At 46.0% G+C, this 26,933-nt stretch carries 21 protein-coding genes; 16 read left to right on the forward strand and 5 right to left on the reverse strand.

Annotation, left to right across the window (positions count from 1 at the left end):
* Positions 1-42 precede the first annotated feature (42 nt).
* The 6 genes from LKE33_08560 (at position 43) to LKE33_08585 (ending at position 7,669) form a co-directional block, all read left to right on the forward strand.
* The gene (locus LKE33_08560; GenBank protein MCH3950963.1) at positions 43-1,278 is read left to right on the forward strand and encodes an iron hydrogenase; all 1,236 of its coding nucleotides are present in this window, start codon (positions 43-45) and stop codon (positions 1,276-1,278) included.
* Between the two features lie 361 nt (positions 1,279-1,639).
* Complete coding sequence (locus LKE33_08565) at positions 1,640-2,269, forward strand: hypothetical protein (protein MCH3950964.1); 630 nt, start codon at positions 1,640-1,642, stop codon at positions 2,267-2,269.
* A gap of 148 nt (positions 2,270-2,417) precedes the next feature.
* On the forward strand, positions 2,418-4,919 hold the full coding sequence (locus LKE33_08570; GenBank protein ID MCH3950965.1) for an excinuclease ABC subunit UvrA: 2,502 nt from the start codon (positions 2,418-2,420) through the stop codon (positions 4,917-4,919).
* A 1,050-nt stretch (positions 4,920-5,969) separates the two neighbouring features.
* Positions 5,970-6,773 (forward strand): IS110 family transposase, encoded by an 804-nt coding sequence (locus LKE33_08575; GenBank protein MCH3950966.1) that lies wholly within the window; start codon positions 5,970-5,972, stop codon positions 6,771-6,773.
* A 93-nt stretch (positions 6,774-6,866) separates the two neighbouring features.
* Positions 6,867-7,163 (forward strand): hypothetical protein, encoded by a 297-nt coding sequence (locus LKE33_08580; protein MCH3950967.1) that lies wholly within the window; start codon positions 6,867-6,869, stop codon positions 7,161-7,163.
* Positions 7,164-7,195: 32 nt separating this feature from the next.
* Positions 7,196-7,669 carry a hypothetical protein gene (locus LKE33_08585; protein ID MCH3950968.1) on the forward strand — a complete coding sequence of 158 codons (474 nt, stop codon included), beginning with the start codon at positions 7,196-7,198 and terminating at the stop codon, positions 7,667-7,669.
* Positions 7,670-8,049: 380 nt separating this feature from the next.
* Here the strand turns inward: LKE33_08585 and LKE33_08590 are convergent, their stop codons facing one another.
* Complete coding sequence (locus LKE33_08590; protein MCH3950969.1) at positions 8,050-9,081, reverse strand: hypothetical protein; 1,032 nt, start codon at positions 9,079-9,081, stop codon at positions 8,050-8,052.
* Positions 9,082-9,413: 332 nt separating this feature from the next.
* On the opposite strand from LKE33_08590, the gene LKE33_08595 reads away from it, so the two are divergent.
* The 5 genes from LKE33_08595 (at position 9,414) to dpaL (ending at position 13,044) form a co-directional block, all read left to right on the forward strand.
* Entirely contained in the window at positions 9,414-9,602 is a 189-nt protein-coding gene (locus LKE33_08595; protein MCH3950970.1) for a hypothetical protein, read from the forward strand.
* A gap of 87 nt (positions 9,603-9,689) precedes the next feature.
* Positions 9,690-10,124: a hypothetical protein gene (locus LKE33_08600; GenBank protein MCH3950971.1), complete on the forward strand. Its 435-nt coding sequence runs from the start codon at positions 9,690-9,692 to the stop codon at positions 10,122-10,124.
* A gap of 3 nt (positions 10,125-10,127) precedes the next feature.
* Positions 10,128-10,802 (forward strand): 5-methyltetrahydropteroyltriglutamate--homocysteine S-methyltransferase, encoded by a 675-nt coding sequence (locus LKE33_08605; GenBank protein MCH3950972.1) that lies wholly within the window; start codon positions 10,128-10,130, stop codon positions 10,800-10,802.
* Positions 10,803-10,923: 121 nt separating this feature from the next.
* Positions 10,924-11,598, forward strand: a complete 675-nt coding sequence (locus LKE33_08610) for a GntR family transcriptional regulator (protein ID MCH3950973.1) — start codon at positions 10,924-10,926, stop codon at positions 11,596-11,598.
* Positions 11,599-11,895: 297 nt separating this feature from the next.
* Complete coding sequence (gene dpaL / locus LKE33_08615) at positions 11,896-13,044, forward strand: diaminopropionate ammonia-lyase (GenBank protein MCH3950974.1); 1,149 nt, start codon at positions 11,896-11,898, stop codon at positions 13,042-13,044.
* A gap of 217 nt (positions 13,045-13,261) precedes the next feature.
* On the opposite strand, the gene LKE33_08620 is transcribed toward dpaL, so the two are convergent.
* From LKE33_08620 to LKE33_08630, 3 genes are all read right to left on the reverse strand, one after another.
* Complete coding sequence (locus tag LKE33_08620) at positions 13,262-14,461, reverse strand: amidohydrolase (GenBank protein ID MCH3950975.1); 1,200 nt, start codon at positions 14,459-14,461, stop codon at positions 13,262-13,264.
* A 102-nt stretch (positions 14,462-14,563) separates the two neighbouring features.
* Entirely contained in the window at positions 14,564-15,973 is a 1,410-nt protein-coding gene (locus LKE33_08625) for an AbgT family transporter (protein MCH3950976.1), read from the reverse strand.
* A gap of 30 nt (positions 15,974-16,003) precedes the next feature.
* Positions 16,004-17,203 carry an amidohydrolase gene (locus tag LKE33_08630; protein ID MCH3950977.1) on the reverse strand — a complete coding sequence of 400 codons (1,200 nt, stop codon included), beginning with the start codon at positions 17,201-17,203 and terminating at the stop codon, positions 16,004-16,006.
* Positions 17,204-17,544: 341 nt separating this feature from the next.
* Here LKE33_08630 and LKE33_08635 point away from each other — a divergent pair, with 341 nt between their 5' ends.
* The 5 genes from LKE33_08635 to LKE33_08655 all read left to right on the forward strand — a co-directional run bounded on the left by LKE33_08635 (position 17,545) and on the right by LKE33_08655 (position 22,937).
* Positions 17,545-18,096 (forward strand): flavin reductase family protein, encoded by a 552-nt coding sequence (locus tag LKE33_08635; protein MCH3950978.1) that lies wholly within the window; start codon positions 17,545-17,547, stop codon positions 18,094-18,096.
* Positions 18,097-18,117: 21 nt separating this feature from the next.
* On the forward strand, positions 18,118-18,633 hold the full coding sequence (locus tag LKE33_08640) for a flavin reductase family protein (GenBank protein ID MCH3950979.1): 516 nt from the start codon (positions 18,118-18,120) through the stop codon (positions 18,631-18,633).
* Between the two features lie 557 nt (positions 18,634-19,190).
* On the forward strand, positions 19,191-20,159 hold the full coding sequence (locus LKE33_08645; GenBank protein MCH3950980.1) for an ABC transporter ATP-binding protein: 969 nt from the start codon (positions 19,191-19,193) through the stop codon (positions 20,157-20,159).
* 57 nt (positions 20,160-20,216) lie between these two features.
* The gene (locus LKE33_08650) at positions 20,217-21,233 is read left to right on the forward strand and encodes an ABC transporter substrate-binding protein (GenBank protein ID MCH3950981.1); all 1,017 of its coding nucleotides are present in this window, start codon (positions 20,217-20,219) and stop codon (positions 21,231-21,233) included.
* Positions 21,234-21,299: 66 nt separating this feature from the next.
* Positions 21,300-22,937, forward strand: a complete 1,638-nt coding sequence (locus tag LKE33_08655; protein ID MCH3950982.1) for an iron ABC transporter permease — start codon at positions 21,300-21,302, stop codon at positions 22,935-22,937.
* Between the two features lie 254 nt (positions 22,938-23,191).
* Here the strand turns inward: LKE33_08655 and LKE33_08660 are convergent, their stop codons facing one another.
* Positions 23,192-26,497 carry an AAA domain-containing protein gene (locus LKE33_08660; protein MCH3950983.1) on the reverse strand — a complete coding sequence of 1,102 codons (3,306 nt, stop codon included), beginning with the start codon at positions 26,495-26,497 and terminating at the stop codon, positions 23,192-23,194.
* Between the last annotated feature and the right edge of the window lie 436 nt (positions 26,498-26,933).

The raw sequence follows: 26,933 nt of genomic DNA on the forward strand, positions 1-26,933 counted from the left end.
TAATGGCGAAATCGCTGCTATTCCAGGAGGAGGAGGGCTGCTATGCTTACATTGGACGAACTCTATAAAAAAATGCTGACCCGTGCCGTCGAAGGCAAGGATGTTACGGATGTGAAGGACGCCGATCCCAAGCTGATCGAGTGTCTGGCTCATCCGGAAAAAACGAGCCTGGTATGGCCCATAAAGGAATGTGAATGCTCGGAAGAAGAGCAGCGTAAATGTGAGCAGCATTGCCAATGGGATGCCCTGCATCATGAAGGGAATACCGTTGTCATCGATAATGCCAAGTGTGTCGGCTGCGAAGGCTGCGTGAATTTCTGCAAGCTCGATGCCCTTAAGACTAAGAAGGACATCATTCCGGTTGTAGAAGAGCTGAAAAAGGGGGAAGTTCCCATTTATGCGTTAGTGGCGCCCGCTTTTTCCGGCCAGTTTGGTCCCAAAGTGACGATGGGACGGATGCGGACGGCACTCAAACGTTTAGGTTTTACCGGCATGCTCGAGGTAGCTGTCTTTGCAGATATCCTGACGTTTAAGGAAGCCCTGGAGTTTATTAAGAACGTCAATTCCGAAAATGACTTTCAGCTGACAAGCTGCTGCTGCCCTATGTGGATTGCCATGATCCGCAGACAGTACCATCAGCTTCTGCCTAATGTACCCGGGGCCGTTTCGCCTATGATTGCCGGCGGGCGTACGGTGAAGGCGCTTCATCCGGAAGCAAAGACAGTCTTTATTGGCCCTTGCATGGCAAAGAAAGCGGAGATGAAGGAGCCTGATATCAAGGGAGCCATTGATTATGTCCTTACGTATGAGGAAATGCGCGACCTGTTTTCGGTGATGAATCTCGACCTGACAACCCTGGAGGAAGACAACGTACCGCATGCTTCCCGTGCCGGAATCCGCTATGCTTTTGCCGGCGGGGTGGCTGACGCCGTGGCAACGACGGTACACCATATCGCTCCTGAACGCAAAATTGATATCAAGATTCGCCGCGCCGACAGTGTGCCAGACTGCAGGGCCATGATAGATTCCATCCTGAAAGGAAACCGCGAAGGCAACTTCTTTGAGGGTATGGGATGCCGCGGCGGCTGCGTCGGAGGTCCGAAAGTCCTGACTCCCCGTGAAGAGGGCAAAAAGAACGTAATGGCCTACAGTGAGGAAGCAGCTTATAAGACGCCGGCCGACAATCCGTACGTCATAGAACTCCTGAAGCAGCTTGGCTTTAATACGGTGGAAGAGTTCCTGACAAAGAGCGACTTGTACGATCGGAAATTTGATTAATGTATAAACGGGGCTGTGAAATAATGGAATGCATTATTTCACAGCCCCGTTACGCTGGTCGCCGGTCGCCCAAAAATGCTTTAATTTCCGACTAAATGCCGAAAGTGTCTTTTTGCCAACGGCAGCTATCTGCTAACTGCAATCTGCTATCTGCCTTGTGCTTTACCCAACAACATGCCCGTACTACAGTACTAACCACTGTTATCTAACCACCAACCACTTCGGGCTAAATGTCAAAAGCCATATGCAAAATGCGCTTTTTTCTTTTCGGCACTAATGTGTTTAATTTGCCTTTCTTGCCCGAAAAGTTGGGTTTCGTTAAAATAAATGCAGAAACAAATTGGAACGGACGGTGAAGGCGATGATTCAATACGGCGAAAAGGAAATGGCTTATCTTTCGCAAAAAGACGAAGTCATGAAAGAGCTCATCCGGCACTATGGCAAACTCGAAGCCGGCCATGTATCGGACGTGTATCAGTCACTCGTTTTTCACATTATCGGCCAAATGCTGTCTAACAAGGTGGCCGATGTCATGACGGCGCGTTTTGTGAAGCTTGTTGGAAAGGTAACGCCGTCGCGCGTCCTCGCAAAGAGCGCAGAAGAAATCCGAAGCATCGGTATCTCCAGCAGAAAGGCAGAATACATCCTTCAGCTTTCCCAGGATGTGCAGGACGACAAGTACGATTTTTCCACGCTCAAAGATAAAACGGACGATGAAGTTATTGCGTACCTTCTGCAAATCCGTGGTGTAGGACGCTGGACCGCAGAGATGATTACGGAATTTACGCTGGGAAGAATCAACGTATTCAGCTATGACGACGTGGCGCTGCAAAACGGAATGAAGAAAGCCTATGACTTCAAAACCCTTAGCAAAAAGCGTTTTGAACGATACCGTAAGAAGTTTTCACCGTATTGCTCGGTGGCATCTTTATATTTTTATGCCGTGAACGACGATCCGGAATGGGAAAGAAACAGTCAGCCGGGGAAATGAAATCACTGGCAGGAACTTATGAAAAATCAGGAAAGTGCTGATAAAGTGGTACCTTCCTGATTTTTCGCATCTAAAGTCTGCTGCAAAGCATGATACAATAGAGATAATTTGATTATTTGCTGACTGAAGTTTTAGCGAGGCGACGATTATGAAAAAAGTAAAGGCTGAAATTCCGGAGCCAACTCACATCGAAGTGCGAGGCGCCCGGGTCCATAATTTAAAAAATATTGATGTCAATATTCCGCTGCACAAGATTACAGCCATTGCCGGTGTATCCGGTTCGGGCAAGTCTTCTCTTGCTCTCGGAGTGCTCTATGCGGAAGGTTCCAGACGCTATCTGGAAGCGCTCTCAACGTACACGCGGCGCCGTATGACGCAGGCTGAAAAGGCGCAGGTGGATGATATTCGCTACGTACCGGCTGCGCTGGCACTGCATCAGCGTCCAGGTGTGCCGGGCATTCGCAGTACATTTGGCACGTCGACAGAACTCCTCAATAGTCTCCGCCTCATGTATTCACGCCTGGCCAGCCATCGCTGCCCTAACGGGCACTACGTGGAGCCGTCTCTTAATGTGGCGGCCATGAAGGAAATCGTCTGCCCGGTTTGCGGAGCTCATTTTTACGGGCCCGGGGCCGAAGATCTTGCTTTTAACAGCGGCGGCGCGTGCAAAACCTGCAGCGGCACGGGCCTTGTGCGGACTGTCGACGAGTCGACACTCGTGCCGGATGAAAATCTGTCCATAGATGAAGGGGCTGTGCTGCCGTGGCAGACACTGATGTGGTCGCTCATGAAAGATATTGCCCGTGATCTGGGCGTGCGGACTGACGTGCCCTTTAAAGACCTGACGCCGAAAGAACGGGATATTGTCTTTAACGGTCCTCCTATCAAGCATCATATGGTTTACCAGAATAAAACAGATGGATCGGCCGGTGAAATGGATTTTACCTATTTCAATGCGAAATATACTGTGGAAAATGCCCTGTCTCATGTGAAGGATGAAAAGGGCATGAAGCGCGTCGAAAAATTCCTCAAAGTCGACGTCTGTCCGGACTGCCACGGAACGCGGCTTTCGGAAGCCGCACGGGCTCCCAAGCTGCGCGGGATTTCCCTCGATAAGGCTTGTGAAATGACGCTGACGGAACTGGTGGAATGGGTGAAAGGGGTGCCGGCTTCCCTGCCTGAACCGCTGCGCCCCATGGCACAGAGTATCTGCGATTCTTTTCAAGGTGTGGCCAAACGGCTGCTCGACCTGGGGCTCGGATACCTCACGCTTGACCGCGCTGCTTCGACTTTATCGACGGGTGAGCGGCAGCGGATGCAGCTCGCCCGTGCCGTGCGAAACCGGACGACGGGTGTGCTCTATGTCCTCGATGAACCGTCAATCGGACTTCATCCGGCCAATATTGAGGGTCTTGCCGGAGTAATGGACGACCTCGTGGCTGATGGAAATACGGTTGTGCTTGTTGATCACGATACGCGCATCCTGAATCATGCCGACTGGATGATCGAAATGGGGCCTGAGGCCGGTGCTGATGGAGGACAAGTGATTGCGGAAGGCACACTGGAAGCCATCGGAAAGAATCCAAAATCCGTGATCGGGCCGTTTCTCTCCAACAAGACAGTCCAAGTCAGGGAACTCGCTCCGGAAGCTCATCTTTTTGATGACGGACGCATCCGCCTTAAAACGGGTCCAATCCATACAGTAAAACCGCTTGATGTTTCTTTCCCGAAAGGGCGTCTTTCTGTCGTGACGGGTGTCTCCGGTTCGGGGAAGACGACGATGGTGCTGGAAAGTCTGCTGCCGGGTCTTACGGCGCAGATCCAGAACGCAGCCCTTCCTACTCACGTAAAGATGGTAGAGACGGGCGGTATCACGCAGGTAAAACTCATTGATGCCACGCCAATCGGAATCAACGTTCGCTCTACTGTGGCGACCTATGCCGATGTTCATGATCAGCTCCGTAAAGTCTTCGCCAAAACGGAGGAGGCGAAGGCAGCAGGACTCAAAGCCGGCGCTTTTTCTTATAACACGGGCTCCCTGCGCTGTCCGACCTGTGACGGCACGGGCACTATCAGCCTGGACGTGCAGTTTCTCCCGGACGTGGAGCTGACCTGTCCTGACTGCCGAGGCACAAGGTATAACGATGACGCCGGTAAGATTCACTGGACCAATAAAGAAAGCAAGTCGTACAGCCTGCCGCAGCTCATGGCCATAAGTGTGGACGAAGCTCTCACTGCCTGCAGAGGATTGTCCCTTGTAGAAAAAAGACTGCAGATTGTCCATGACCTGGGCCTCGGGTACTTGACGCTCGGCGAAGAAACGCCGGGCCTGTCGGGCGGTGAAGCACAGCGCCTTAAACTTGCCAGCGAAATCGGCAGACCTCAGGCCGACTCTTTGTTTATCTTCGATGAACCGACCATCGGTCTCCATCCCCTGGATGTGCAGACTCTGCTTCACGTATTCCAGACACTCATTGAGCAGGGCGCGACTGTCATTGTCATTGAACACGATCTCGACGTCATTCATAACGCGGACTATATCGTCGATATGGGACCCGGCGGCGGAAATGAAGGTGGTACTGTCGTGGCGAGTGGGAGCGTGGAGGATGTTAGGAAGTGTAAGGAGAGTATTACGGGAAAGTACATATAAAAGGCACCTCAGATAATCTGGTGCTCGGCTGGCCTCGCACGCATCTTATCTGAGAGCTCTTTTTAAGGAAACTTTTTCTGTCCAGCGCAGAAATATGGGTGCATCTGCGGTGTCAAGTGAGCGCGTGACCCATCGAGGTACTATTTGTGTACATCTTCTGGGCCCCGCGCTCGCTTTCCTTGCATCTGCGCCCATCTTCTGTGCCGTCCATAAAAAGAAAATAAAAAACAGGTATGAAATAGGGTTATATGTAACAAACCGAATATCTTATATTGAATCCGTGCGGCTGTCTTGCAGCAGAGTCCATCAGAAACAAAATAATAAAGCGTATCTGATATTGGGGTATACGTTTCTTAATGGGGCGTATATCTTGTTTTTTCCTTTTCGCCGACGGAGTCTGCTACAACGTCACAGCGGTTTTGCGTGCGGAGGGCCATAGCTTTATAGCTTTCTTTTTGCCGATCCTTCTGACACTGCAATGCGGCGTCGAAAGGATGCAAGGGGAGCCACCTGCGGTAGATGGATAGAATTTTTTGGTATAATGGCGTATCTTTTAGCTGAAGGAGTGGCTAAAAGCCAAATGCCAAAGACCAAAAGCGCCTTTTTATTTTCTACTTGTAACTATCTGTCTGAAAGCAAATAAAAAACTATCCCGTTTTTTCGAAAAAGTGGTACACTATAGGTGAGCTGTGTATTGCTTATATTTTGTCGCTCGACGACTTCTTTTTTCCCTTTGGGGCTCGCGAACACAGCTCATTTTTATTGAGATTCAACTGATACAGCAGTGAATGAGGCAATTTTGTTCTGAATTTATAAAAGAATTGTGTTGGATTCACTCAAAAGTTCTTATATTTTCGTCATCTTTTAAAGATTAAACAAAAATCTATCCCAATTTCTCTGAAAAAGTGCTACACTATATATGAGCTGTGGACTGGTTATTTTTTTACCGCTTGACGGTTTTTCTCGGTTTTATCCGAGCTCCGGCCACAGCTCATTTTTATTGCCTTCATCTGTCACTATTAAGTTATTTTCCTTTGAGGAGGTCCTTTTATGCTCTACGTAGGAATTGATACGGCGAAGAAATACAGGTGCTGCGTATTTGAGTCAGAGAAAAAGGCCCCCAGCGAGATGTTTGTGTTCACTTATGACCGGGATGGTTACGACCTGCTGTTAAAACGTATTTCTTTTTATCATCTGCCGCCGGAAAAGATAAAAATAGGTATGGAAGATATTGACCCTTATAGTACAAATCTTGCCAGCTGCCTGGCAGATGATGGCTTTACACCCTACATCTTTTCTTCTGAGATGGTAGCTCAATACAGAAAAACTCATACCTGCCAAAACGCGTTTCCAAATCGCGACGATTATTTGATTGTTTGTATGCTCAGGTCCGATCTTGATGTTGAGCCATATACCAAGGAAAAAATAAAAGAAAAAATTCGAATCAGAAACCAGAATGAAGCAAAGAGTTTTTATGCAAGTACGGTTCGGGAAAGAAATGAAAAAAGACAAAATATTGCTCGTCTTGTCAAACTTCTCTTTCCTGAGCTGCCCCAATACATAGATTTGGATTCCCCTGCGGCTCACGCTTTGCTTAAGAAGTTTCCCAGTTGCCGGAAAATTGCCGGTGCCAGCTTACGACAGATGCAAAAGGCTGTTGATACGGCGTCTGAGGGGTCTGAAGGGAGTATCAGTGCGGAGCTGCTCGAGCAGATTCATGAAGCAGCAAAAAATTCCAAATATATCGGTAATGCTGCTGATGAACTGAAACTGAGATTTTTAATCGAGGACGTAGATATGCTGAATTCAGAAATTCCTAAGATGAAAGAAGAACTGAAGAAAGAGTTAGACTAACCATTATCTGTTATCTACATTAAAAAATTCATCAAGGTTCATACTTACACTTTTCACGTACAACCACTCATTATTTTTGCGGGAGGTCTTTTTATGCTTTACGTGGGCATTGACGCGGGCAAGACATATAAGTGCTGTATTTTAGAATCTGAGAAAAAAGAACCCAGTGAGGTATTCGCGTTCAACTATGGTATGGATGGTTTTGATTTGTTTCTAAATCAGATTTCTTCTTACAATCAACCGCCGGAAAATATCAAAGTGGGAATTTCGGAGACATCTCTCTACAGTCTGAGTATCGCCAGATGCGTGGCAAATCGCGGCATTGCACCTTATATCTTTCTTTCTACTACAATGGAGCGATATAAAAAAGCCATACCTGTCAAAATATGATGCCCAATCGCAATGATTTCCTGGCGGCTTGTATGCTTCAGTCTGATCTGAAAGTTAAGCCGGTGACAATTGCAGAGTTAGACAATCCCTCTCGTCTTAACTTAAGGCTTTTTACGGAAGATGATTACCTGATGTATGTTGAAATCAGAAATAGATTTCAGAAAACCTTTAATAAATGCGTTGATCAGCTTTTTCCTGAGCTGCCGCAGTACTTAAATCTGGATTCCGATGCTGCCCGTGCACTATTAAAAGAGTTCCCTGGCAGCCAAAAAATAGCAAGCGCCAGCTTACAACAATTGAGGATGACCCTTGACAAGGTGCTCAAGAACAGTGTCAATATCGACCTGGCCAAACAGATTCATGAGGCTGCTAAAAAATCTAAGGCTCCAGGTATTGAAAATGGTGAATTCTCAATAAAGATGCTGATTGATCAAATAGAGTCGGATGACCATCAGATTAAAGAGCTGAAAAACGTGCTGAAAGAGAAGTACCATTATTCATTCTAGCAGTGTAAGAAATCAGTTTTGAAAACCTAAAATAAAAAAGGGCTGTGAAAAAATAAAAAAGCGCTTTTAGCTTTTGGCCTATGGCATTTAGCCTCGTCTGCAGCAGTGTGCTAAAGCTTTTGATTCAAGTAAAATATGATATAAAATCTGAAATTTAGCAGATAACCTAAATTTCAGGTTTTATTTTTATAAGTTCAAAGAAAAATGCCTTAGTCATTTTTCTTCCATGGGCGACCCGCCGCCAGCGAACAGCGACCTGCGTAAAAAGGGCTGTGAAAAAATGAACTCATTTTTTCACAGCCCTTTTTTGTCTATAGAGAAAATTCTGCCTTATGCTGCGCGTGTAAGCCCAGCCAAACACCAGCATAAGGCAAGTGCTTTTATTTATCCAGGTTTAACTGTTCTAACGCCCACTGCGCCATTTCCCGCACTTCCTGCTTTTCATCTTGGCAGGCCCTGCGGAGGGAAGGCAAATATTCCGGGTGATAGTCGTTTACCATGGCATTGATGACGTTCACCTTGTACCGCCACGTCTTTTTCTTCGGAATATACCAGAATTTGGGTTGAATCACATTATCAATATAATCATAATCGGCATCGAGAATCTCAGTCAGGGAAAGATGGCGGCTCAGTTCTTCGAGCCCCGGGAACTCTTCATCCTCGTGCCAGCTGTTGTGGTTAAAGGGGCAGACATCCTGACAGGCGTCACAACCAAATATCCACTGACCAATCTCCCGGCGCCGCGGTTCGTGGGCCATATCCCAGCCGTCCCAGGTCGTCAGGCAGGAAACACAGGCGTTGCGGTTCATCATATAAGGTTCTGCAAGAGCTTTCGTGGGGCAGGCGCGCTGGCACAGCGTACAGCGGTCGGGGCAGGGACGAAGCGTGCATTTTTCGATGTATTCCAGTGGCTGATCGATAAGAAAGGCCTCCAGGTATTGCCAGGAACCTCTTTCCGTATAAAAGAAATTATTCTTGCGGAGCAGGCCGATACCCGCCTCCCGGGCAGCCCAGCGCAGGCTCGTAAGACCAAATTTCCGCTCAGTCTTTACTTTTATCCCTGCTTCCAGAAGGTATTTTTCAAAGTCAACACTTGTCTGATAGCCGGCGGAATGGACATCACGGCGCCCATCGGTCAGATAGTATTTTGCAATATGTCCCTGAAGCCCTTCAGGAATTTTGTATTTTCCATACCAATAGGAACAAATGATGACGGATTTAGCCCAGGGAAACTGCTCCTGAGGATGAGCGTAGCCACGCAGATCTTCGTAGTGAGAGCGGGTCTCCGGAAAGCGATTCATGCGTTTATCAAGACGCTCTTCGTAACCGGCCATTTTTTCAACAGGAATAATGCCGCATTTGTCGAAGCCACAACGTTTTGCGGCCTCAATAATTTCTTCAGCGGTGAGCATAAAACCATCTCCTGATTTTCTTCATATCTTTGTATGTACTATAAATGAGAAATATAATCTTGTAAATGAAAATCCCCTGCAGTTTCTATGCTTTTCGCAGTGCCAAAAAGCAAATCGATAGAAATAATTTGTTCGTACAAAATTGAATGCGTTGTTTAAACAACATATTTATTCCTCTTACACTTTTATAATAACACTGTAGGAACAGAATCTGCCATGACGAAAAAATCGACTGGGATAAATTCTTTGTCCGTTGATTCTTACCAGGATTATTCAGAAGTTTTACTTTATTAAGCACGTTTATCAACAAGCGTAAAAATGGAGGAACGGTAATGAAGCTTTATTTTGGTGAAGAGTGCCCTTGCTTAAATACGGAATGTGATTTATACAGGAATTGTGTGAAATGCGCCGCCAGACATCATGCTTCCGAAAAATATCCTTTGACTGCCTGTGAGATTTGTCAAAAGGAAGGCCTGGAGAAAGTAAATCCTGTTGCCTATTTTAAAGGCTTGAAAAAGTAAAAGACTGCACTTGAAGGTGGTGGAAGAGGTAAGAATGTCAATCTGAGTATTTTTTTATTCATACATTCAAAGGAGATGCAGACAACGATGAGACCGTACAGATACGATATCGTAGGCAGCTTTTTAAGACCAGCGGAATTAAAGGAAGCAAGAAAAAAGTTCAATGAAGGAGCAATTTCCCGGGAAGAACTGACTCTTGTCGAGAACAAATGCATAAAAGAACTGGTGGAAAAAGAGAAAAGTATCGGACTAAAAGCTGTAACGGACGGTGAACTGAGAAGGCGCTATTGGCATCTGGATTTTCTGGCTGATTTGGTGGGAGTCAGGGAAATTCGGGCAGACAAATGGTCTGTTGATTTTAAGGGACTGCAGCCGAAAGCGGCCATGCTTGAAATTACGGGACGCATTGATTTTGATGAAAACTGTGAGTTCCTGAATCACTTTGATCATTTGAAAAAGGTCGCCGGAGATGCCGATTGTAAAATGACAATCCCTTCTCCGAGCATGCTGCATCTTATTTGATGTGTGCGGGGAAATCAAACTTATCATCCGATTTCATTTTATAAAGATGCTGAACAAAATTTATTCAGTGATATTGCCAAAGCGTATCAAAAAGCGGTACTTGCTTTTTATAACCATGGCTGCCGTTACTTGCAGTTTGATGATACTTCATGGGGAGAATTTTGTGACTTAGATAAGAGAAAAGCTTACGCAGAGCAGGGTCTGGATCTTGATCAAATCGCCCGGAATTATGTAAAGATGATTAATGAAGTCCTGACAGTGAAACCGAATGACATGACGATCACTATGCATATTTGCCGCGGCAACTTCCGTTCCACGTGGTTTTCGTCGGGCGGTTATGAACCGGTTGCCAAGACGCTCTTTGGCGGCTGCAGGGTGGATGGATTTTTCCTGGAGTATGATACGGACCGTGCCGGCGATTTTAAGCCACTGCGGTATATCCAGAACCAAAAAGTGGTGCTGGGACTGATTACATCCAAACATCCCGAATTGGAGGATAAAGAAGAAGTCAAAGCACGCATTCGTGAAGCAGCAAAATTTGTTCCTCTTGAACAGCTTTGCCTGAGCCCTCAGTGTGGTTTTTCTTCTACGGAGGAAGGCAATATTTTAACGGAAGAAGATCAGTGGAAAAAGCTGACTCTCATTAAGGAAATCGCTGAAGAAGTTTGGGGCGCGTGAAAAAGAGATTGTTGTTATCTGCCGGATACCTTTGATTTTCTTTACTGCCTGAGGCTGTTCAACAATATATTGTTTTCTTTTTGGTTCTACGTTACAATATACCCTGTAAGGGGGTGCTGAGATGCCAATTCCAGTAAAAAAAGAGGCTGCTCCGCCAAAAACCGCAAAAGAGCGTGTATATAATGAAATGAGGGAATGGATTATTTCCGGTACCTTGGAACCGGGAGAACGCATTTCTGATCAGGAAATTGCCAAATATTTTTCCGTTAGCAGGACGCCGGTTCGCGAAGCGATTCAGCTGCTGGCTGACCAGAAATTAGTGACTGTCCTGATGGGACGTGAGACGCGTGTTGCTGATATCAACCTGGATGAAGCAGATCACCTGTACAAACTGATGGCCGTATTGAATCAGCTGGCTCTCGAATTTAGTTTTGACAAGATGACTTCGCAAGTGCTGCAGAAACTCAGACAGAATAATAAATTACTGAAAAAGGCAGTCGATGCCAGGGACATAAAGAAAAGTCTGATGCTTGACCGTGAGTTTCACCATACTTTTTTGGAACTTTCCGGCAGTTATTTCCTGAATGAATTTTGCAGTGTGCTCGATAGCCATATCGTACGGATTGAACATGCCTACTATCAGCAGCTTTTTCATGGGATTAATTCTGTTACCGGTCATGAAGTGATACTGGATGCACTGGAACAGAAGAATCTTGATAAAGCCAAAGAAGCTATGGCCGCCAATTGGCTGGATACCTTACCCGTGCTGGATGAACTGAAGCAAAAGAACAATTAAAGTAGATTGGACGGCAGGATTTCATACGAAATGGAATCCTGCCATTTTTACATGCCTGAATATTGACAAAATATTCTTTTTATGATATTAAGATATTAACCAATATATTGCATTACAATAATCGTAAAAGTGTCAATCCAATAAATTGTGAATTACTTTTGGTCATTGTGCACTATGTTGCTGTTTTGTTAATTTGGCTTTGGTTATCATAGCCTCAGGTACGGAAAGGACAGAAAAACTATGCAGGAATGTATTAAAATCGTTCACTTTGACAGAAAAAAGAGTGGATTATCCCCCGTGGACCGTTTTGGCCCGGCTCATGCAAATGAAGTCTCCGCTTATCATAGAAGTTTCCCGGAATATACACAAACTCCTCTCGTCAGCTTGAATGATCTTGCTGAGGACCTGGGAGTAGAAAATATCTGGGTAAAAGACGAAAGTTATCGTTTTGGCCTTAATGCCTTTAAGGTACTTGGCGGCAGTTACTGCCTTGGCAGTTATCTGGCTAAAAAGCTTCATACTTCGTTGTCGGATCTGCCCTATGAAAAACTAATCAGTGAAGAAGTAAAGAAAGCCATCGGCCAGTTGACTTTTGTTACAGCAACAGATGGCAATCATGGCCGCGGTATTGCCTGGACGGCCAATCGTCTTGGTCAGAGAGCTGTAGTCTATATGCCTCACGGCAGTTCTGAAGAACGGCTGCATAATATCCAGGCATTGGGAGCCGAAGCATCTATTACAGATTTGAACTATGATGATACGGTTCGCATGGCTGCACAAAAGGCAAAGGAAAATGGTTGGATCCTGGTTCAGGATACGGCCTGGGAAGGGTACGAAGAAATTCCCGGCTGGATTATGGAAGGCTACACCACAATGGGCCATGAAATTGAGCAGCAGCTGGGTGATAAACGCCCGACACATATTTTCCTGCAGGCTGGTGTAGGAGCCATGAGCGGCGCCATGACAGGTTTCTTTGCAGGGCTGTACGGCGATGAAAATCGTCCGGTTATCACCATTGTTGAACCTAATAAAGCGGATTGTATCTACCGTACTGCTTATGCCAACGATGGTGCTCTTCATGCCGTCACCGGGCAGATGTCGACCATTATGGCCGGTCTTGCCTGCGGGGAACCCTGTACAATCGGATGGAATGTTCTTCGAGATCATGCTGATAATTTCGTTTCCATGCCGGATTGGGTTGCTGCGGAAGGAATGCGAATCCTCGGCAATCCCATGGGTGGGGACGCAAAAGTCGTTTCCGGTGAAAGCGGTGCTGCCGGATTCGGCCTTGCCATGGAGGCTCTCCGCAATTCGAGCCTGGGATGGCTCAGAGATGAGCTTCATCTGGATGCCCATTCGCGTATCCTGTGCATCTCTACGGAAGGCGACACGGACCGTGAAAATTACCGCCGCATTGTCTGGGATGGTGCTTATCCGAGTCTTTAAGAAAATTGTTTGCCATTGTTATCATTGAAAAATCGGTCATGTTCTGTACAAAACGAACATGACCGATTTTTTCTGTCTTATCTGGTATGCCGTAAAAGTTGCTGAAATATCTCAGCCAACCGCGGCTGTAAGATAAAGCTGTAAGATAAAATGGCAGGCAGTTTGTACAAAATACGGTGCGCAGTTCCTCGTGTGAGCGGTAGTGGCTTAAGGTCAGTTATTCGGTAAGATAATCGGTGACAAGCTGGCACCAGAATCGCACACCGTAAGGAATGATTCGATCGTTGAAATTATAAGCCGCATTATGTAGACCGATTGCTTTTGCTGCATCTGATTCTTCACAAGTCTCTATGAAGGCAACGGCCCCCGGTACTTTTTGCAGAAAGGCCCCAAAGTCTTCAGATCCCATGGAAGGAGCGTCAACAAATCCTGCGTTGTCTTTTCCTAATGCTTTTCTGGCAGATGATAACATACGAGTGACGCACTGTTCATCATTGATTGTCGGTGCAAAGCAGCGGTTATATTCTGCTGTGCCTGTCGCACCGTTCAGAGTGCAAATGTGATCAACGATAGCACGCATTTTATTTTCAATGATGTCTTGGACCGCAGGAGAGTAACTGCGGCAGTCGCCTGTAATGACAGCATGAGTACCGATGGCGTTGTGAGACCCATCTGTATGGAATTCCGTGCAGGAAACTACGGCACAGTCCTGCGGGTTGACATAGCGGGAAACAATGGTCTGCAGTGCCAGGACTATTTCGGCACCGATTACCAGCGGGTCAATGGCTAAATGCGGTTTGGAAGCATGTCCGCCCTTGCCCGTGATGGTAATTTTGAAGTCATCTTCACTGGCTTGGATGCCGCCAATCCTGGTGCGCAGGACTCCGAATGGTTTTGTAGGCTGATTGTGGATGTCATAAATTTCATCGACCGGGAACTTATCGAGTACGCCATCCGCAATCATGGCCTTGGCACCTTCACCGCTTTCTTCACCGGGCTGAAAGAAGAAACGGACCGTGCCGTTGAAATTACGGTCATGAGCCAGTTTAATAGCAGCTCCGAGCAGCATTGTCATATGGCCATCGTGGCCGCAGGCATGGGCACAGCCTGCATTTTCAGAGGTGTAGGGGACACCACTCGTTTCCTGCATCTGCAGGGCATCCATTTCGGAACGCAGGCCGATGGTCTTTTTGGAAGTTCCATTGGAAAGCGTGGCAACAATACCCGTGCCGCCAATATGCTCCGTTACTTCAAGCCCCAGCTTTTTCAAAATATCAGCAACGAACGCAGCTGTGTGAACTTCCTTCATGGAAGGCTCCGGATGGCGGTGCAGTTCATGGCGCAGTTCTTCAAGAAAAGTCTTGAACGCAGCCTCATTTTCAGGTAAGACGGACAGTTTTTCCCTGGTGATTTCCATGTTGTTGGCTCCTTTCTTATGAAAGTAATTTTGATTTATGAAAAAGGCCGAAGCACGATAACTATATGCTTCAGCCTTTACTACAGAATTTTTACATATCAATCAGAATGGCCCTAATCCTATCCATTGGGCAGCAATCAACATGATGAAGCCTGCCACGTACCAAATTGCGAAGAGAGGAAGATAGAACTTCAGCCAGATAGGATAGGCTACGCCTACATAACCTGTGCAGACGTTCATGCTGCCGCCGTTGGGGTATAGGATGTTGGAAAAACCATCACCGAACTGATAAGCCAATACCATAACCTGACGGTGAATACCCAGCACGTCAGCCAGGGGTACCAGCATCGGGAAAAGGACCACGGCCTTGCCGGAACCGGACCCGTTAAAGAAGTTCAGAATGGTAACTGCAAGGAAGATACCGATGACGGACAGGTCGCGCGGCACCAGTTGGAGACCGTTGGACAGGGCGTTTACGATGGCGTCCGTAATGTTACCGTCTGCCATGACGACAGAAACAGCGGTACCGGCAGCAATCATGATGACGCCGTAGACCATTTCTTTGCACCCGTTGATGAAATCGTCAAAAATTTCATTGACATGCAGCCCGCCAATCAGGCCTCCGCCAAAGCCCATCAGGAAGAAGAGACCGCACATTTCCGGAAGATCCCATCCCAGGTTGATAAGGCCGTTAAAAGTGATGGCAAGCACAACGATGCAGTACAACGTTTCCAGTGCAAAGCGTTTGGTAAAAATTAATTTGTCAGCAGAAGGAACTTCGATGTTTTCCCGTTTTTTCTGGTCCGCTTCATAAGTCGGGGAGATTTGCGGATTTTTCAGAACCTTACGGGCGTAGCGCATGACATAGATGACAGCAATGGCATACATGATCATCATGCAGATAAAACGATAACCGCTTCCGGAATAAATGGGCAGATCACTCATTTTCTGTCCGATAACTACCGTGTAAGGGTTAGCAATGCCGCAGGAGAAACCGGCAATACCGCCGCACATGATTGAGGCTGCCGCCACGAGGGAGTCAAATCCCAAGCGTAACATTAACGGGTAGGTGATTGTCAGGTAAACAATATACAGTTCCGGCATACCGATTAGCGTATCGATGCAGCAGACACCAAGCATCATCACAGGAATGATGGCAGTTTTGTTGTTCTGGCATTTACGGGCAAGATATTCAATGCCCAGCGTGATTAGTCCGGTCTTTCGCAGAACGGCAATGGAACCGCCGGCAAAGAACGTCATGGCAATGATATCACCTGCTTTGATGAAAGCGCGCGGGAAAGCTGTCAGGAACTGCAGCAGCGTGACTGGTGTACTTTTTACCAGGTGAAAGCTGCCGGGGACAACGGCCATTTTACCGAGGGAATTGGTAACGCGGTCGTAGACACCGACGGGAATAAAGTGGGTTGCGATACTGGCAATGGCCACAATGATTAAAATGATAAATATTGGATGGGGCACTGTACTTATTTTTTTCTTTTTGTCGTCACCCATAATAGTTTTCCTCCTCACCGAAAACAAGTCTTACTCAGCCAGATAATTTTTAACTAGCTGACACCAGACATCGACACCCTTTGCAATGGCATGATCATTGAAATCAAAAGCGGCATTGTGCAGACCGACAGCTTGGGAGCTATCCTTCAATTCACAGGTTCCAAGGTCTGCATAAGCACCTGGTTTTTCCAGGAGAAAAGCACCAAAATCTTCAGAACCCATGGACGGTACTTCGTCGTCCACGCCGTTTTCCTTGCCGAGAACGTCGCGGGCTGCCTTGACAAATTGTGTTGTACAGTTTGAATCATTAATAGTCGGTGCAAAGCAGCGGTCGTATTCTACTGTGCCTGTCGCACCGTTCAGAGTGCAAATGTGATCAACGATGGCACGCATTTTATTTTCAATGATGTCCTGGACCGCAGGAGAGTAGCTGCGGCAATCACCTGTAATGACAGCATGAGTACCGATGGCATTATGGGATCCATCCGTATGGAATTCAGTGCAGGAAACTACGGCACAGTCCTGCGGACTGACATAGCGGGAAACGATGGTCTGCAGTGCCAGAACAACTTCAGCGCCGATTACCAGCGGATCAATCGCCAAATGCGGTTTGGAAGCATGCCCACCTTTACCTGTGATGGAAATTTTGAAGTCATCTTCACTCGCCTGAAATCCGCCCGTATTCGTCCGAATCGTTCCAAAAGCTTTGGTCGGGGAATTGTGAATGGTAAACATTTCATCGACTGGTAATTTGTCGAGCACACCGTCAGCAATCATGGCCTTGGCACCTTCACCGCTTTCTTCACCGGGCTGAAAGAAGAAACGGACTGTGCCGTTGAAATTACGGTCATGAGCCAGTTTAATAGCAGCTCCGAGCAGCATTGTCATATGACCGTCGTGACCGCAGGCATGGGCACAGCCTGCATTTTCGGATGCATAAGGGACGCCGTTGGTTTCCTGCATCTGCAGGGCATCCAATTCAGCTCGAAGACCAATGGCCTTTTTGGAAGTACCATTTGAAAGGGTGGCAACAACACCCGTGCCGCCAATATGTTCCGTTACTTCAAGCCCCAGCTTTTTTAATATATCGGCAACAAACGCAGCCGTGTGAACTTCTTTCATGGAAGGTTCCGGATGGCGGTGCAATTCATGGCGCAGGTCAGTAAGAAACTTTGTGAAAGCCTGCGTATCTTCGGGTAACTTCGAAAGCTTTTCAGTCGTGATTTCCATAGCGATACACTCCTCAGTAAAAATGCAATATTCTATAAACAATAACCAATATATCGCTCGATAGCCATATTATCTTACTCTTCAATTAATTTGTCAATATAAATTATCTGATTGTTTCTAATTATTCGATGAAAAAATGATATAAATAAAGCTGTCTTTGTTTCATATTTAAATGCAGATTTTGCATTGACTAAATCTTTTTTGCTTTCGGTAATCTATTATTATCTTTTGGTTTTCTAATCTTTATTTTCTTACTATTTACCACATATTTTCTTAATCTTAGCCACTGAATTTTTTGAATTTTTGTCGTATCTTTTTCATAGGTGAAAGTGGGTGAGAAGATGCAGCAGGGGAATCTCAGACGGGCATTTACGTATTTTGAATCGGGACCGGTGCTTCTTGTGACGACTCATGATGCCGGAACGGATGACATTATGACGATATCATGGCATATGGTCATGGATTTTTCACCGCATATTGCCATTACGACGGGCCCGTGGAACGAATCGTATCAGCGCATTCTCGATACGAAAGAATGCACCCTTTGCGTACCTGGCGTGGACCTCTTGGATGCGGCCATCCGCATTGGTACCACAAACGGCAGTAAAGTGGATAAATTCACAGACTGCCATTTTTCTAAACTGCCCGGCAAATCTGTCAGGGCTCCGCTTATCGGAGAATGTCTGGCTGCCCTGGAATGCCGGTTGGAACAAGTTGTCGATGATTACGGTATCTTGATTTTTAAAGGACTGCGCCTTTGGGAAAATCCGGACCGGACGGAGCGAAGAACGTTTCACGCCAATGGTGATGGCACTTTCTTTGCCGATGGTGAGCTCTTTAATCGTCGTGAAGCCATGCGTCAATGGGTACCTGAAGGCTGTGAACGGCTGTAAACACGGAGGAGGAATTTGAAAATGAAAACGAGAGAAATTGAACTTTCCAAGATTACTTCTATTCTGGATCCGATTGTGGGAATGAGAGATCATTGGTATCTTGTAACGGCGGAATCTGGCGGCAAGGCTAACACGCTGACAGCAGGGTGGGGCGCCTTCGGCAACGTATGGGAAAAGAAAGTTGCTATCGTATTCATCCGTCCGCAGCGTTACACCAAGAAATTTATGGACGCCAGCGGCCGTTTTACCTTGACATTCTTTGAGGGTCACCAGGATGAACTGCTGTATCTGGGCAGCCACTCCGGCAAGGATGTACCTGACAAAATCGAAAAAGCAGGCCTCCATCTCACTCATGTGGATGGCCAGCCCACATATGAAGAAGGTAAGTATGTGCTTTTCTGCAAGACCCTTTATACGCAGCCCCAGAAGCCGGAGAACTTCATTGATGCCAAGTTAGCAGAGGAGACCTTCCCGGATAAGGACTATTCCGTCATGTACGTCGCGGAGATTGAAAAAGCTATGGCACTGAAAAAGTAAGTCCTTTAACCAACTTCCGTTAAATAAAATACTACCTCTCATGGTCACTACACCAAGGAACTTGTTTCTGAATAGGAAACAGGTTCCTTGGTGTTTATTTTGTAAAAAATGCCTCCCGCATTCCGCCTGTTGAAACAAAAATAAAAGCACCGGCCCTTTGCCCTCGTTTTTTTGATAAAAAAATAAGGGGGACCGCTTGCGGTGGGTATTCAGTATGACAACAAGAATTGATTCGATAAAGCGCTTGTAATGATGCCCCTCTCTGCCGAAGGCCAATTAGCTGCTTGTTCTTATCTATAATCAAGAATCCGCCAAGGTAGATGCCAGCACTACAGTACTAACCACTATCGTCTATCCACTAACCACTTTTTAGCAGGCTGAGCTGAATGCCAAATGCTAAATGCCAAAAGCGCCTTTTTATTCACACAAAGTTACTGCTAGTACTTACAGTATTAATCCCTGATCTCTATCATCTATTTACTTTTTCTTTGCAAATTTTACATGTCCTTTACTTCCATCATCTATACTTATTCCTATAAGTAAGGAGGCGGTTTGTGATGAGAATCCGCATTAAGGATCTCAGCAAGGTTTACTCTCCGGCTTTTGGTATTCGTAATTTGAATCTGGAGATTGAAGACGGGAGCTTTACGACACTCCTCGGCCCGTCAGGGTGCGGCAAGACGACGCTGCTTCGCATGATAGCCGGTCTTGAAACGCCGGATTCGGGAGACATATATTTTGATGACCGCTGCGTCTTTTCGAGTGAAAAAGGAATATTTGTTCCTCCTGAAGAGCGGCATCTTGGCTTTGTATTTCAGGATTTTGCCCTTTGGCCGCACATGACGGTCTTTGAAAACGTGGCATTTCCGCTGCGTGCCCGTAAGGAAACGGAGGGGCTGGACGCCGAAGTAAAAAAGGCCCTTGCCATTGTTCACCTGGAAGGCTTCGAAAAGCGCCTTCCCAAAGAGCTTTCAGGCGGTCAGCAGCAGCGCGTGGCCCTTGCCCGTGCCATAATCGGTCATCCGGACTGCGTGCTCTTTGATGAGCCGCTTTCGGCACTGGATGCCCTCTTGCGCGAAAGTATGCGCGTGGAAATGAAGAAAATTACGCAGTCACTGGGAATCTCGTCCGTCTTTGTTACGCATGACCAGCGGGAAGCGATGAGTATGAGTGATAAGATTGTCGTCATTAACCAGGGACACATCGAACAGATGGGGACGCCGGAAGAGATTTACCAGCACCCGCAGACCGCTTTTGTCGCTAAGTTTATCGGCAAGTCCAATTGGATCAACGACCATGCCATGGTACGTCCGGAACATATTAAACTGGCGCCTTTTGAAGGGGCTGAAAAGTTCGCGACGCACGTTGTTTCCTCCCAGTTCATGGGAAATGGCTATGAACTCGTCGTTGAGGGAAATGGTTTTCAATGGGTTGTAACGAGTCCTGAAAAGTACAGCCCTGACGATGATCTTACTCTTTTTGTAGCTCCGAACCAGATTTACCAGTTTGCTGAAGGAATTCATTAATAGGCTTTGCCCCTCGCAGAGGGATATCTATTTTATACTTTAAAGGAGAGAATGCACATGTGGTTAAAGAAAGGTTTAGCAGTAGGAATGACAGCGCTTCTGTGTCTCGGTCTTGCCGGCTGCGGCAGTAAGAATGAACCGGCGAAAAAGAATGCGGACAAGAAGCTGTCCGGTAAGGTTGTCGTGTATATGCCGAGTCCTTCCGGCCTCAACAAGAAGTATGTCCAGGCTTTTGAAAAGAAAACCGGCGTGAAGGTGGAACTTTTTGAAGGCACGACGGGCAAGATTCTGGCACGACTGGAAGCGGAAAAGGATAATCCGGCAGCTGATGTTGTCGTTCTTGCTTCCTGGTCCGACGGCCTGTCCCTCAAGAATAAGGGTGTACTGCAAAGCTATAAACCGAAAAACGTGGATAAGATGTATGACGGCTGGGTCGATAAGGACAGCATGCTCTTTGGTACCAGTGCTTCTGCCGTCGGGGTCATTTACAATACGAAACTGATTCCGAAACTGGATGCTGATTGGGATGAACTCGCTGACCCGAAGTATAAGGACCAGATTGCTATTCCGGATCCGCAAAAGTCCGGAGCCTGCAAGGATTTCCTGGCTGGTTATATGAATGCTAAAGGTCCGGATGGCTGGAAGACCTGGGAAAATCTCAGAAAGAACGGCCTCATGATTCCGGGCGCTAATAAGGCAGCTCTCGAAGCCGTAACGACAGGCGAAAAAGGTATCCTTATTGCCGGCGTGGATTATAACGGTTTCAGCAGCATCAAGAAGGGTGAACCGCTCGCCATGTATTATCCGAAGTCCGGTACCATCATCAACCCGAGACCTGCCATGATTTTAAAGAGCAGCAAGAACCTTGATAATGCCAGGGCTTTTGTCGATTTTCTGCTGAGTGACGAAGGCCAGAAACTGGTTGGTGACGCTTACCTGCTGCCGGGCCGCAAGGATATCAAGACCGATAAGCGTCCAAACGTATCGGATATTCCTCAGCTCAAACATAACTGGGATGAAATGATGAAGAACGCTGCCGATTATGCGGCAAAACTGGTGGCACTCTGCAAATAAAATCCGGAACTACCGGTCAGATTGGAGGCACGAGCTGATCTTTTACAGGTCAGCTCGTGATTGCTTATGAATAAACACAAAAAGATCCAGCTTCTTGTGATTGCAGCTTTGCAGCTTTTCTTTATCATCTTCCCAGTACTTACCGTATTCTGGGAAGGGGTGAATGTGGACGGGCAGTTTGCACCGGGTAAGGCTCTGGCCGTCATCTTAAAAAGCAGCAACCTGGAAACAATCTCAAACTCACTCCTTCTGGGCGTTCTCGTCGTCATCGTATCAACGCTTCTTGCGACGCCGCTGGCCTTTCTCCTGGCTCGGAGCCGCTTTGCCCGCTACAAATGGCTCGACATTATCTTTCTTGTGCCTTTTATGACACCGCCTTACATTGCGTCGATGGGATGGATTCTTTTTGTCCAGAAACGCGGTCTTTTTCAGCAGTTGTTCCCATTTACGGGCCATCTGTCCGAGGCTTTTTTATCTCTTGCCGGACTGACACTCGTCATGAGTTTCCATTCTTTTCCTTTCATGACAACAATCTTGAAAAATGCCATCCTGAACCTCGGGGACAATCTTGACGAAAGCGGGCGCATCTGCGGCGGGAGCTTCTGGTACCGCATGCGGCGCATTACGCTGCCTCTTCTGACGGGCAACTACGCCATTGCCATGCTGCTTGTCTTTGTGAAGACACTATCCGAATATGGTACGCCGGCTACACTCGGCAGGCGTATCGGCTTTACTGTCTTCACAACGGATATCCACCGCTATGCCTCAACCGCACCGATTGATTTCGGTACGGCAGCGAGCCTTTCTTCCGTCCTTGTCATGATCTGCATGATCATGTGGCTGATTCAGTCGTATGTGACAGAGCATCATCATTATGAAATCGTCGGCGGCAAAGGTGTGCGGGAAGGGGTAAAATCAGGGCATGTTGTTACGCTTTTTGGCGGCCTTTATATTGCGCTTCTCCTCATAGTGACGATTGGCATTCCTTATTTTTCCGTGATTTCGACATCGCTCATTAAACTGCGCGGCTATGGTCTGGCGGCGGGAAACTTTACGCTGGATCATTATGTGGAACTCTTTACGGAAAGTGATGCCGGTGTCAAGGCGCTCGCTACCAGTACGCTTATGGCTTTTGGGTCGGCAACCCTCGTTAGTGTGGCCGGCACATTAATCGTCGTTGCGATTCACAACGTGCCGAAGTGGCACCCCTTTATCGAAGGTATGGCCCTTTTCCCGCAGATGATTCCGAATATCGTGCTTGTCATCGGCATGATGATTTTCTGGAATAAGCTCTATGATGTCGTACCTCTGTACAATACGTTATATTTCATGCTGCTCGTGTATTCTGTCATGTTCCTTCCGTATTCCGTACAGTATGTCTCGTCATCTCTGCTACAGGTCAGCGACAGCCTGCTTCTGGCCGGGCGCGTGTGCGGCGGCAGCAAAGCCTACGTCTTTCGCCGAATTACGCTGCCCCTTGTCATGAAAGGCATCCTGGCCGGGTGGATGATGACCTTTATCATCGTATTCCGCGAACTTGTGGCTTCGAGCCTTATCTCACCGCCTAATACGCTCACTGTATCGACCTTCATCATGAGCGAATTTGAGCAGGGGAGCGTCTCCGTCGGCATGGCTATGGCCGTGTTGTGCGTCTTGTTTACGCTGGCAGCGCTGCTCATTATGAGAAGGATAGAGAAGGCGTAAAGGCAGATAGAAGAAGGCAAAAATGCGCATGTAGCATATGACTTTTGGCATTTAGCCGAGCCTACGGAAGAGTGGTTAGCGGCTAGAGGGCAGGGGTTAGTACGCTAATGCTTACATTTTTATTGGCAGACTCCTCAGATAGAATGCAGGCATCATTTACTCCTTAATTCCTGCAGTCAGTTCGACGGGAGCGTAATATACGAAAAATCGGCTGTGAAACAATAATTTTTTGTTGCTTCACAGCCAATTTTTACTTATTTTTCACACCAATTTTTGATTTCGTCTATGCAAGACTGCAAATCGTCGCGAATTTGGTATACCCAAAAACGTTTGACGTCCCAGCCGAGTTCAAATAATCTTTGATTTCTTAGTTGATCTCGATAGCAAAGTTCTCCATTCCAATCTCTGTGATACCGTTCTCCGTCAACTTCAATATCAAGTTTCCTCTTTCCCTGCACAATAGCTAAATCAAGCTTGTATTTTTCCACTGGGTATTGGGGCATTGTTTTAATACCCTGATCATAGAGTGCTGTATAGAACTGACGTTCCCAGTCGGAGACTTGTTCAGGATTAGCTACCTTCGGATAATCATGGGATGATGGATACTCTCCTAATTCTACTTGAACTTCTTTAGATTTTTTTGTTGCCAGTTGATTAACGTAACTTACGAAATCCTTGATATATTTTACTTCACAGTTGGAACAGTAGTCGGCATTTCCAACGACAATGAGCACAGCACGGGCTCGGGTGACGGCGACGTTGAAAAGATTTCCTGTGCTTTTAAGAAACTCAAGGGCTCCGGGACTTACTCCATTTGAGATAACTGGCGAGAAAAACATTACGTCTCGTTCATCACCCTGGAATTTATGAACCGTATCAGCCAGAAAGTCATTCTTTACCAGTTCTTTCTTTAATTCAGGAATTGCTTCTATGGCCTTATTTACCTTTTCAGCTTGTGCACGAAATGGTGTGACAACACCAATTGTTCCGCTGTACTGGTTGTCAAGCACCAGGTGTTTGAGTTCATCAACAATCCCTCTGACTTCAGCTTCATTATAAGCACTGCCGGAAGGAGGACGCACAGTCTTTCCCTTGACATCAATCCAGCGAATACCCGGTTTTAGGTTTTTGGGGAACTTCAATTTATCGTAATTTGTGGCTACACGGAGCGTACCATCATAAAATTCCTGGTTGGAGAACTCAATGATGTCTCCATAGCTGCGATGGTGGTCGCGTAATTTAATAATTTGGTTTGGATTGACTAAACTGCTTGCCAGATTATACAAAGATGAGACGGAATAGGACCAGCTTAGTTGTTTTTCTAAATCATATTTTTGCAGGAGACTAATATCTTGTTTTTTAGAAATGGTGCTGATATGGCTCAGCTGTTTCGGGTCTCCGATGATTACAGCCCTTTTGGCTCTGTAGAGCATAGGGAGTGCAGAGGCTATGTCACACTGGCTTGCTTCGTCAATAATAACCAGATCAAAAATTCCCGGTTCAAAAGGAATCCGCCCTTTTGCCGATAAAGAAGTGACCGCCCAACAGGGAAGAAATTGTGTCATTTCTTGCTGTAATTTTTTGAACTGCTTACGGATGCTTGGATATTCCGAAATATCCACATTGCCAATTAGACGTATAGAAGCTACGTAATCACTCATTTCGCTTCGGCACTGGGAGTCCATATTGAGGGGTCTAGCTACCAACCATTTATTCCATAATTTTCCCGCTATTTCAGCTAGATCGGATTTTATCGTCAGTATTTCTCGGTCTATATTTTCAAGCTGTGGCTCTGCGAGCAGTTCCTGCAGTGCACTCCGATATTCTCCAATGATTTTTACTGATTCGAGAAATTGAGGAACTATTTTGCAGATTTTTGCATGAGCATCTTCGGTAAGAGAGGCACTGTCCAGAGCTGGCGGCGTGTAACCATATTTTTGCAGGCAAGTGTTTATAGAAGATAGGCTTTTTTCGAGAATACTGGTTTTCTCTTTTCCAATCAGAAACCAAAAAATTCTTCCGGGGATTGAATGTCTTGTTTCATACCAATCCCGATAGGCCGCTTGATATTTATTAAATGCCTTCTCACAATTTTGGGCATCTTCCGCAGAAATCTTATTAAAATACTTCTCATAATCTTTACGAAGGCTGCAGGCTTTTTGTTCCAGATGGTCAGTACGATTTCGCAAATCTATGATCGAAGCAGTCTTCTTTTTGGCATTTTTATAAGCTTCTACCTTTTCTTCATACTGCGAGAGATAAAATTTATATTCTTCCTGGTCATTTTGATCAGCTTGGTACGACAGTAAAGATGAAATCAGTTCAGCTAAATGGTAGGCGTACTGCGTGCCGCCAATCCGAAGCATAATTGGCTGACGGCCAATTGAGTTGACCCGTGTTTCTACGACATCTACGGCTTTATTATTTTTACTGGTAAAAAGAGTGCTTTCTTTTTTCCAGGCCGCATTAATCAGCAAATTGGTAACTACTTGTGATTTTCCAGTGCCTGGCGGTCCCGTGACGATAGTTAATTTATCATGGAAGGCGTGGCGAATTGCCTGTTCCTGTTCGGAATTAGTGGGCAATACTTCAAGTAAGGGAACGTCTTCTTCAGGTAGGGATGATTCGGAAGCTTCATGATGTATCCATTGATATAAAGCGGTATCCCGATATTCATCTTCGCTGATCTTCGAAAGCTTTGACAACTCAGATTCGAGACCTTCCGTGTATGGAGATTTTTCTGAGACGATAAAAATGGCTCTATTATAAAATCCTTCCTCAGTCAATGAACTGAGGGAAGGATCTGTAGTAATTTTGTCGGGGTTTAAGTCATCTTTCCATTCCCAGGTACGTAGAGTTTGTAAACGGGCAGCTAATTCGTCCAGATCAATATCGGCATCAGGAGCATTCAAACCCAATTCGCTTTCTAATTCAACAAGATCATAGACCTGTTGATTGATATCTTTTACTGAATAGTGCTTAATGACCTCCATATTGATGTAGGGAAGGGACGCGATTTCTGCGCTTCCTCCTCGTAAATCCACTGAAAACAAGAAAACAGGCGCAACTTTATAATAATCCTGATTTGTTCTGCGGGAATGAAATTTTTCCAGAAGAACGGGATAGCCGATATGAGCCGTCAGATTTCTACTGCGGGTTACTTTAGAAATGAGCTTTTTGGTTTCGGGGTTTATAGTATTTAGTGAAATGCTGTTAAGCTCTGTATAATCAAGACTATATTTAGAAGTTTGATAAGCTGAAACACCATTGGATTCTTCCAGACTTAAACAATTGAGATAATATTCACAAATGTGTTCCAATAGTTTATCAGTCGAAAAGTCCGGATAGTCAGAGGCGTTGCTGTCTTGGGACTCTTTTTGCTCTTTTAAAAACCAACAATAGCTGGAATCCTGGTAACATAATTGGTTAAGACTGCTGTATAATTCACGATTTACCGCTTTTCGGTCGAATTTGAGAAGAGAGGCGATTTTACTAGCTCGAATCCCAGGATGCGCTCTTATGGTTTTTAAAATACTCTTTTGGAATTGGGTTAAGACCATAACTTTATAGGTTATCCTTTCTTCAGAAAATTTCTGACTAGTTTTATAAAATGTGAAAATTAGAAATGCTAGTCACAGTAATCATAAATAATAGGTACAATTTTGTCAAAGAATTTACGAAAATCAGAATAATTCAAGACTAAAAAAATAATGAGTAGATGAAATACGGATAAGATGGGTCAAGTCTCAGCAAATTCCTTTACAAATAAAAACTGCTATGACTGCTATAAAATTATGTAATGGTAATTTTCTTTCTCTTAATTGCTGCCATTTTATTCCTACTATTTATCCTGCAAATAGAATGGTCTCATTCCTCTGCCTTTAAACTTTGTAATATTTCCGGCTACTTTATGATTTCCGGCGAAAGGCTAGTATCATGCTGCTGCAGGCAGGGCTAAATGCTATATGCCTAAAGCAAAAGACGATTTCACGAACT

Source organism: Acidaminococcus sp. (genome assembly GCA_022482815.1).
In the GTDB taxonomy this organism is placed as follows: domain Bacteria; phylum Bacillota; class Negativicutes; order Acidaminococcales; family Acidaminococcaceae; genus Acidaminococcus.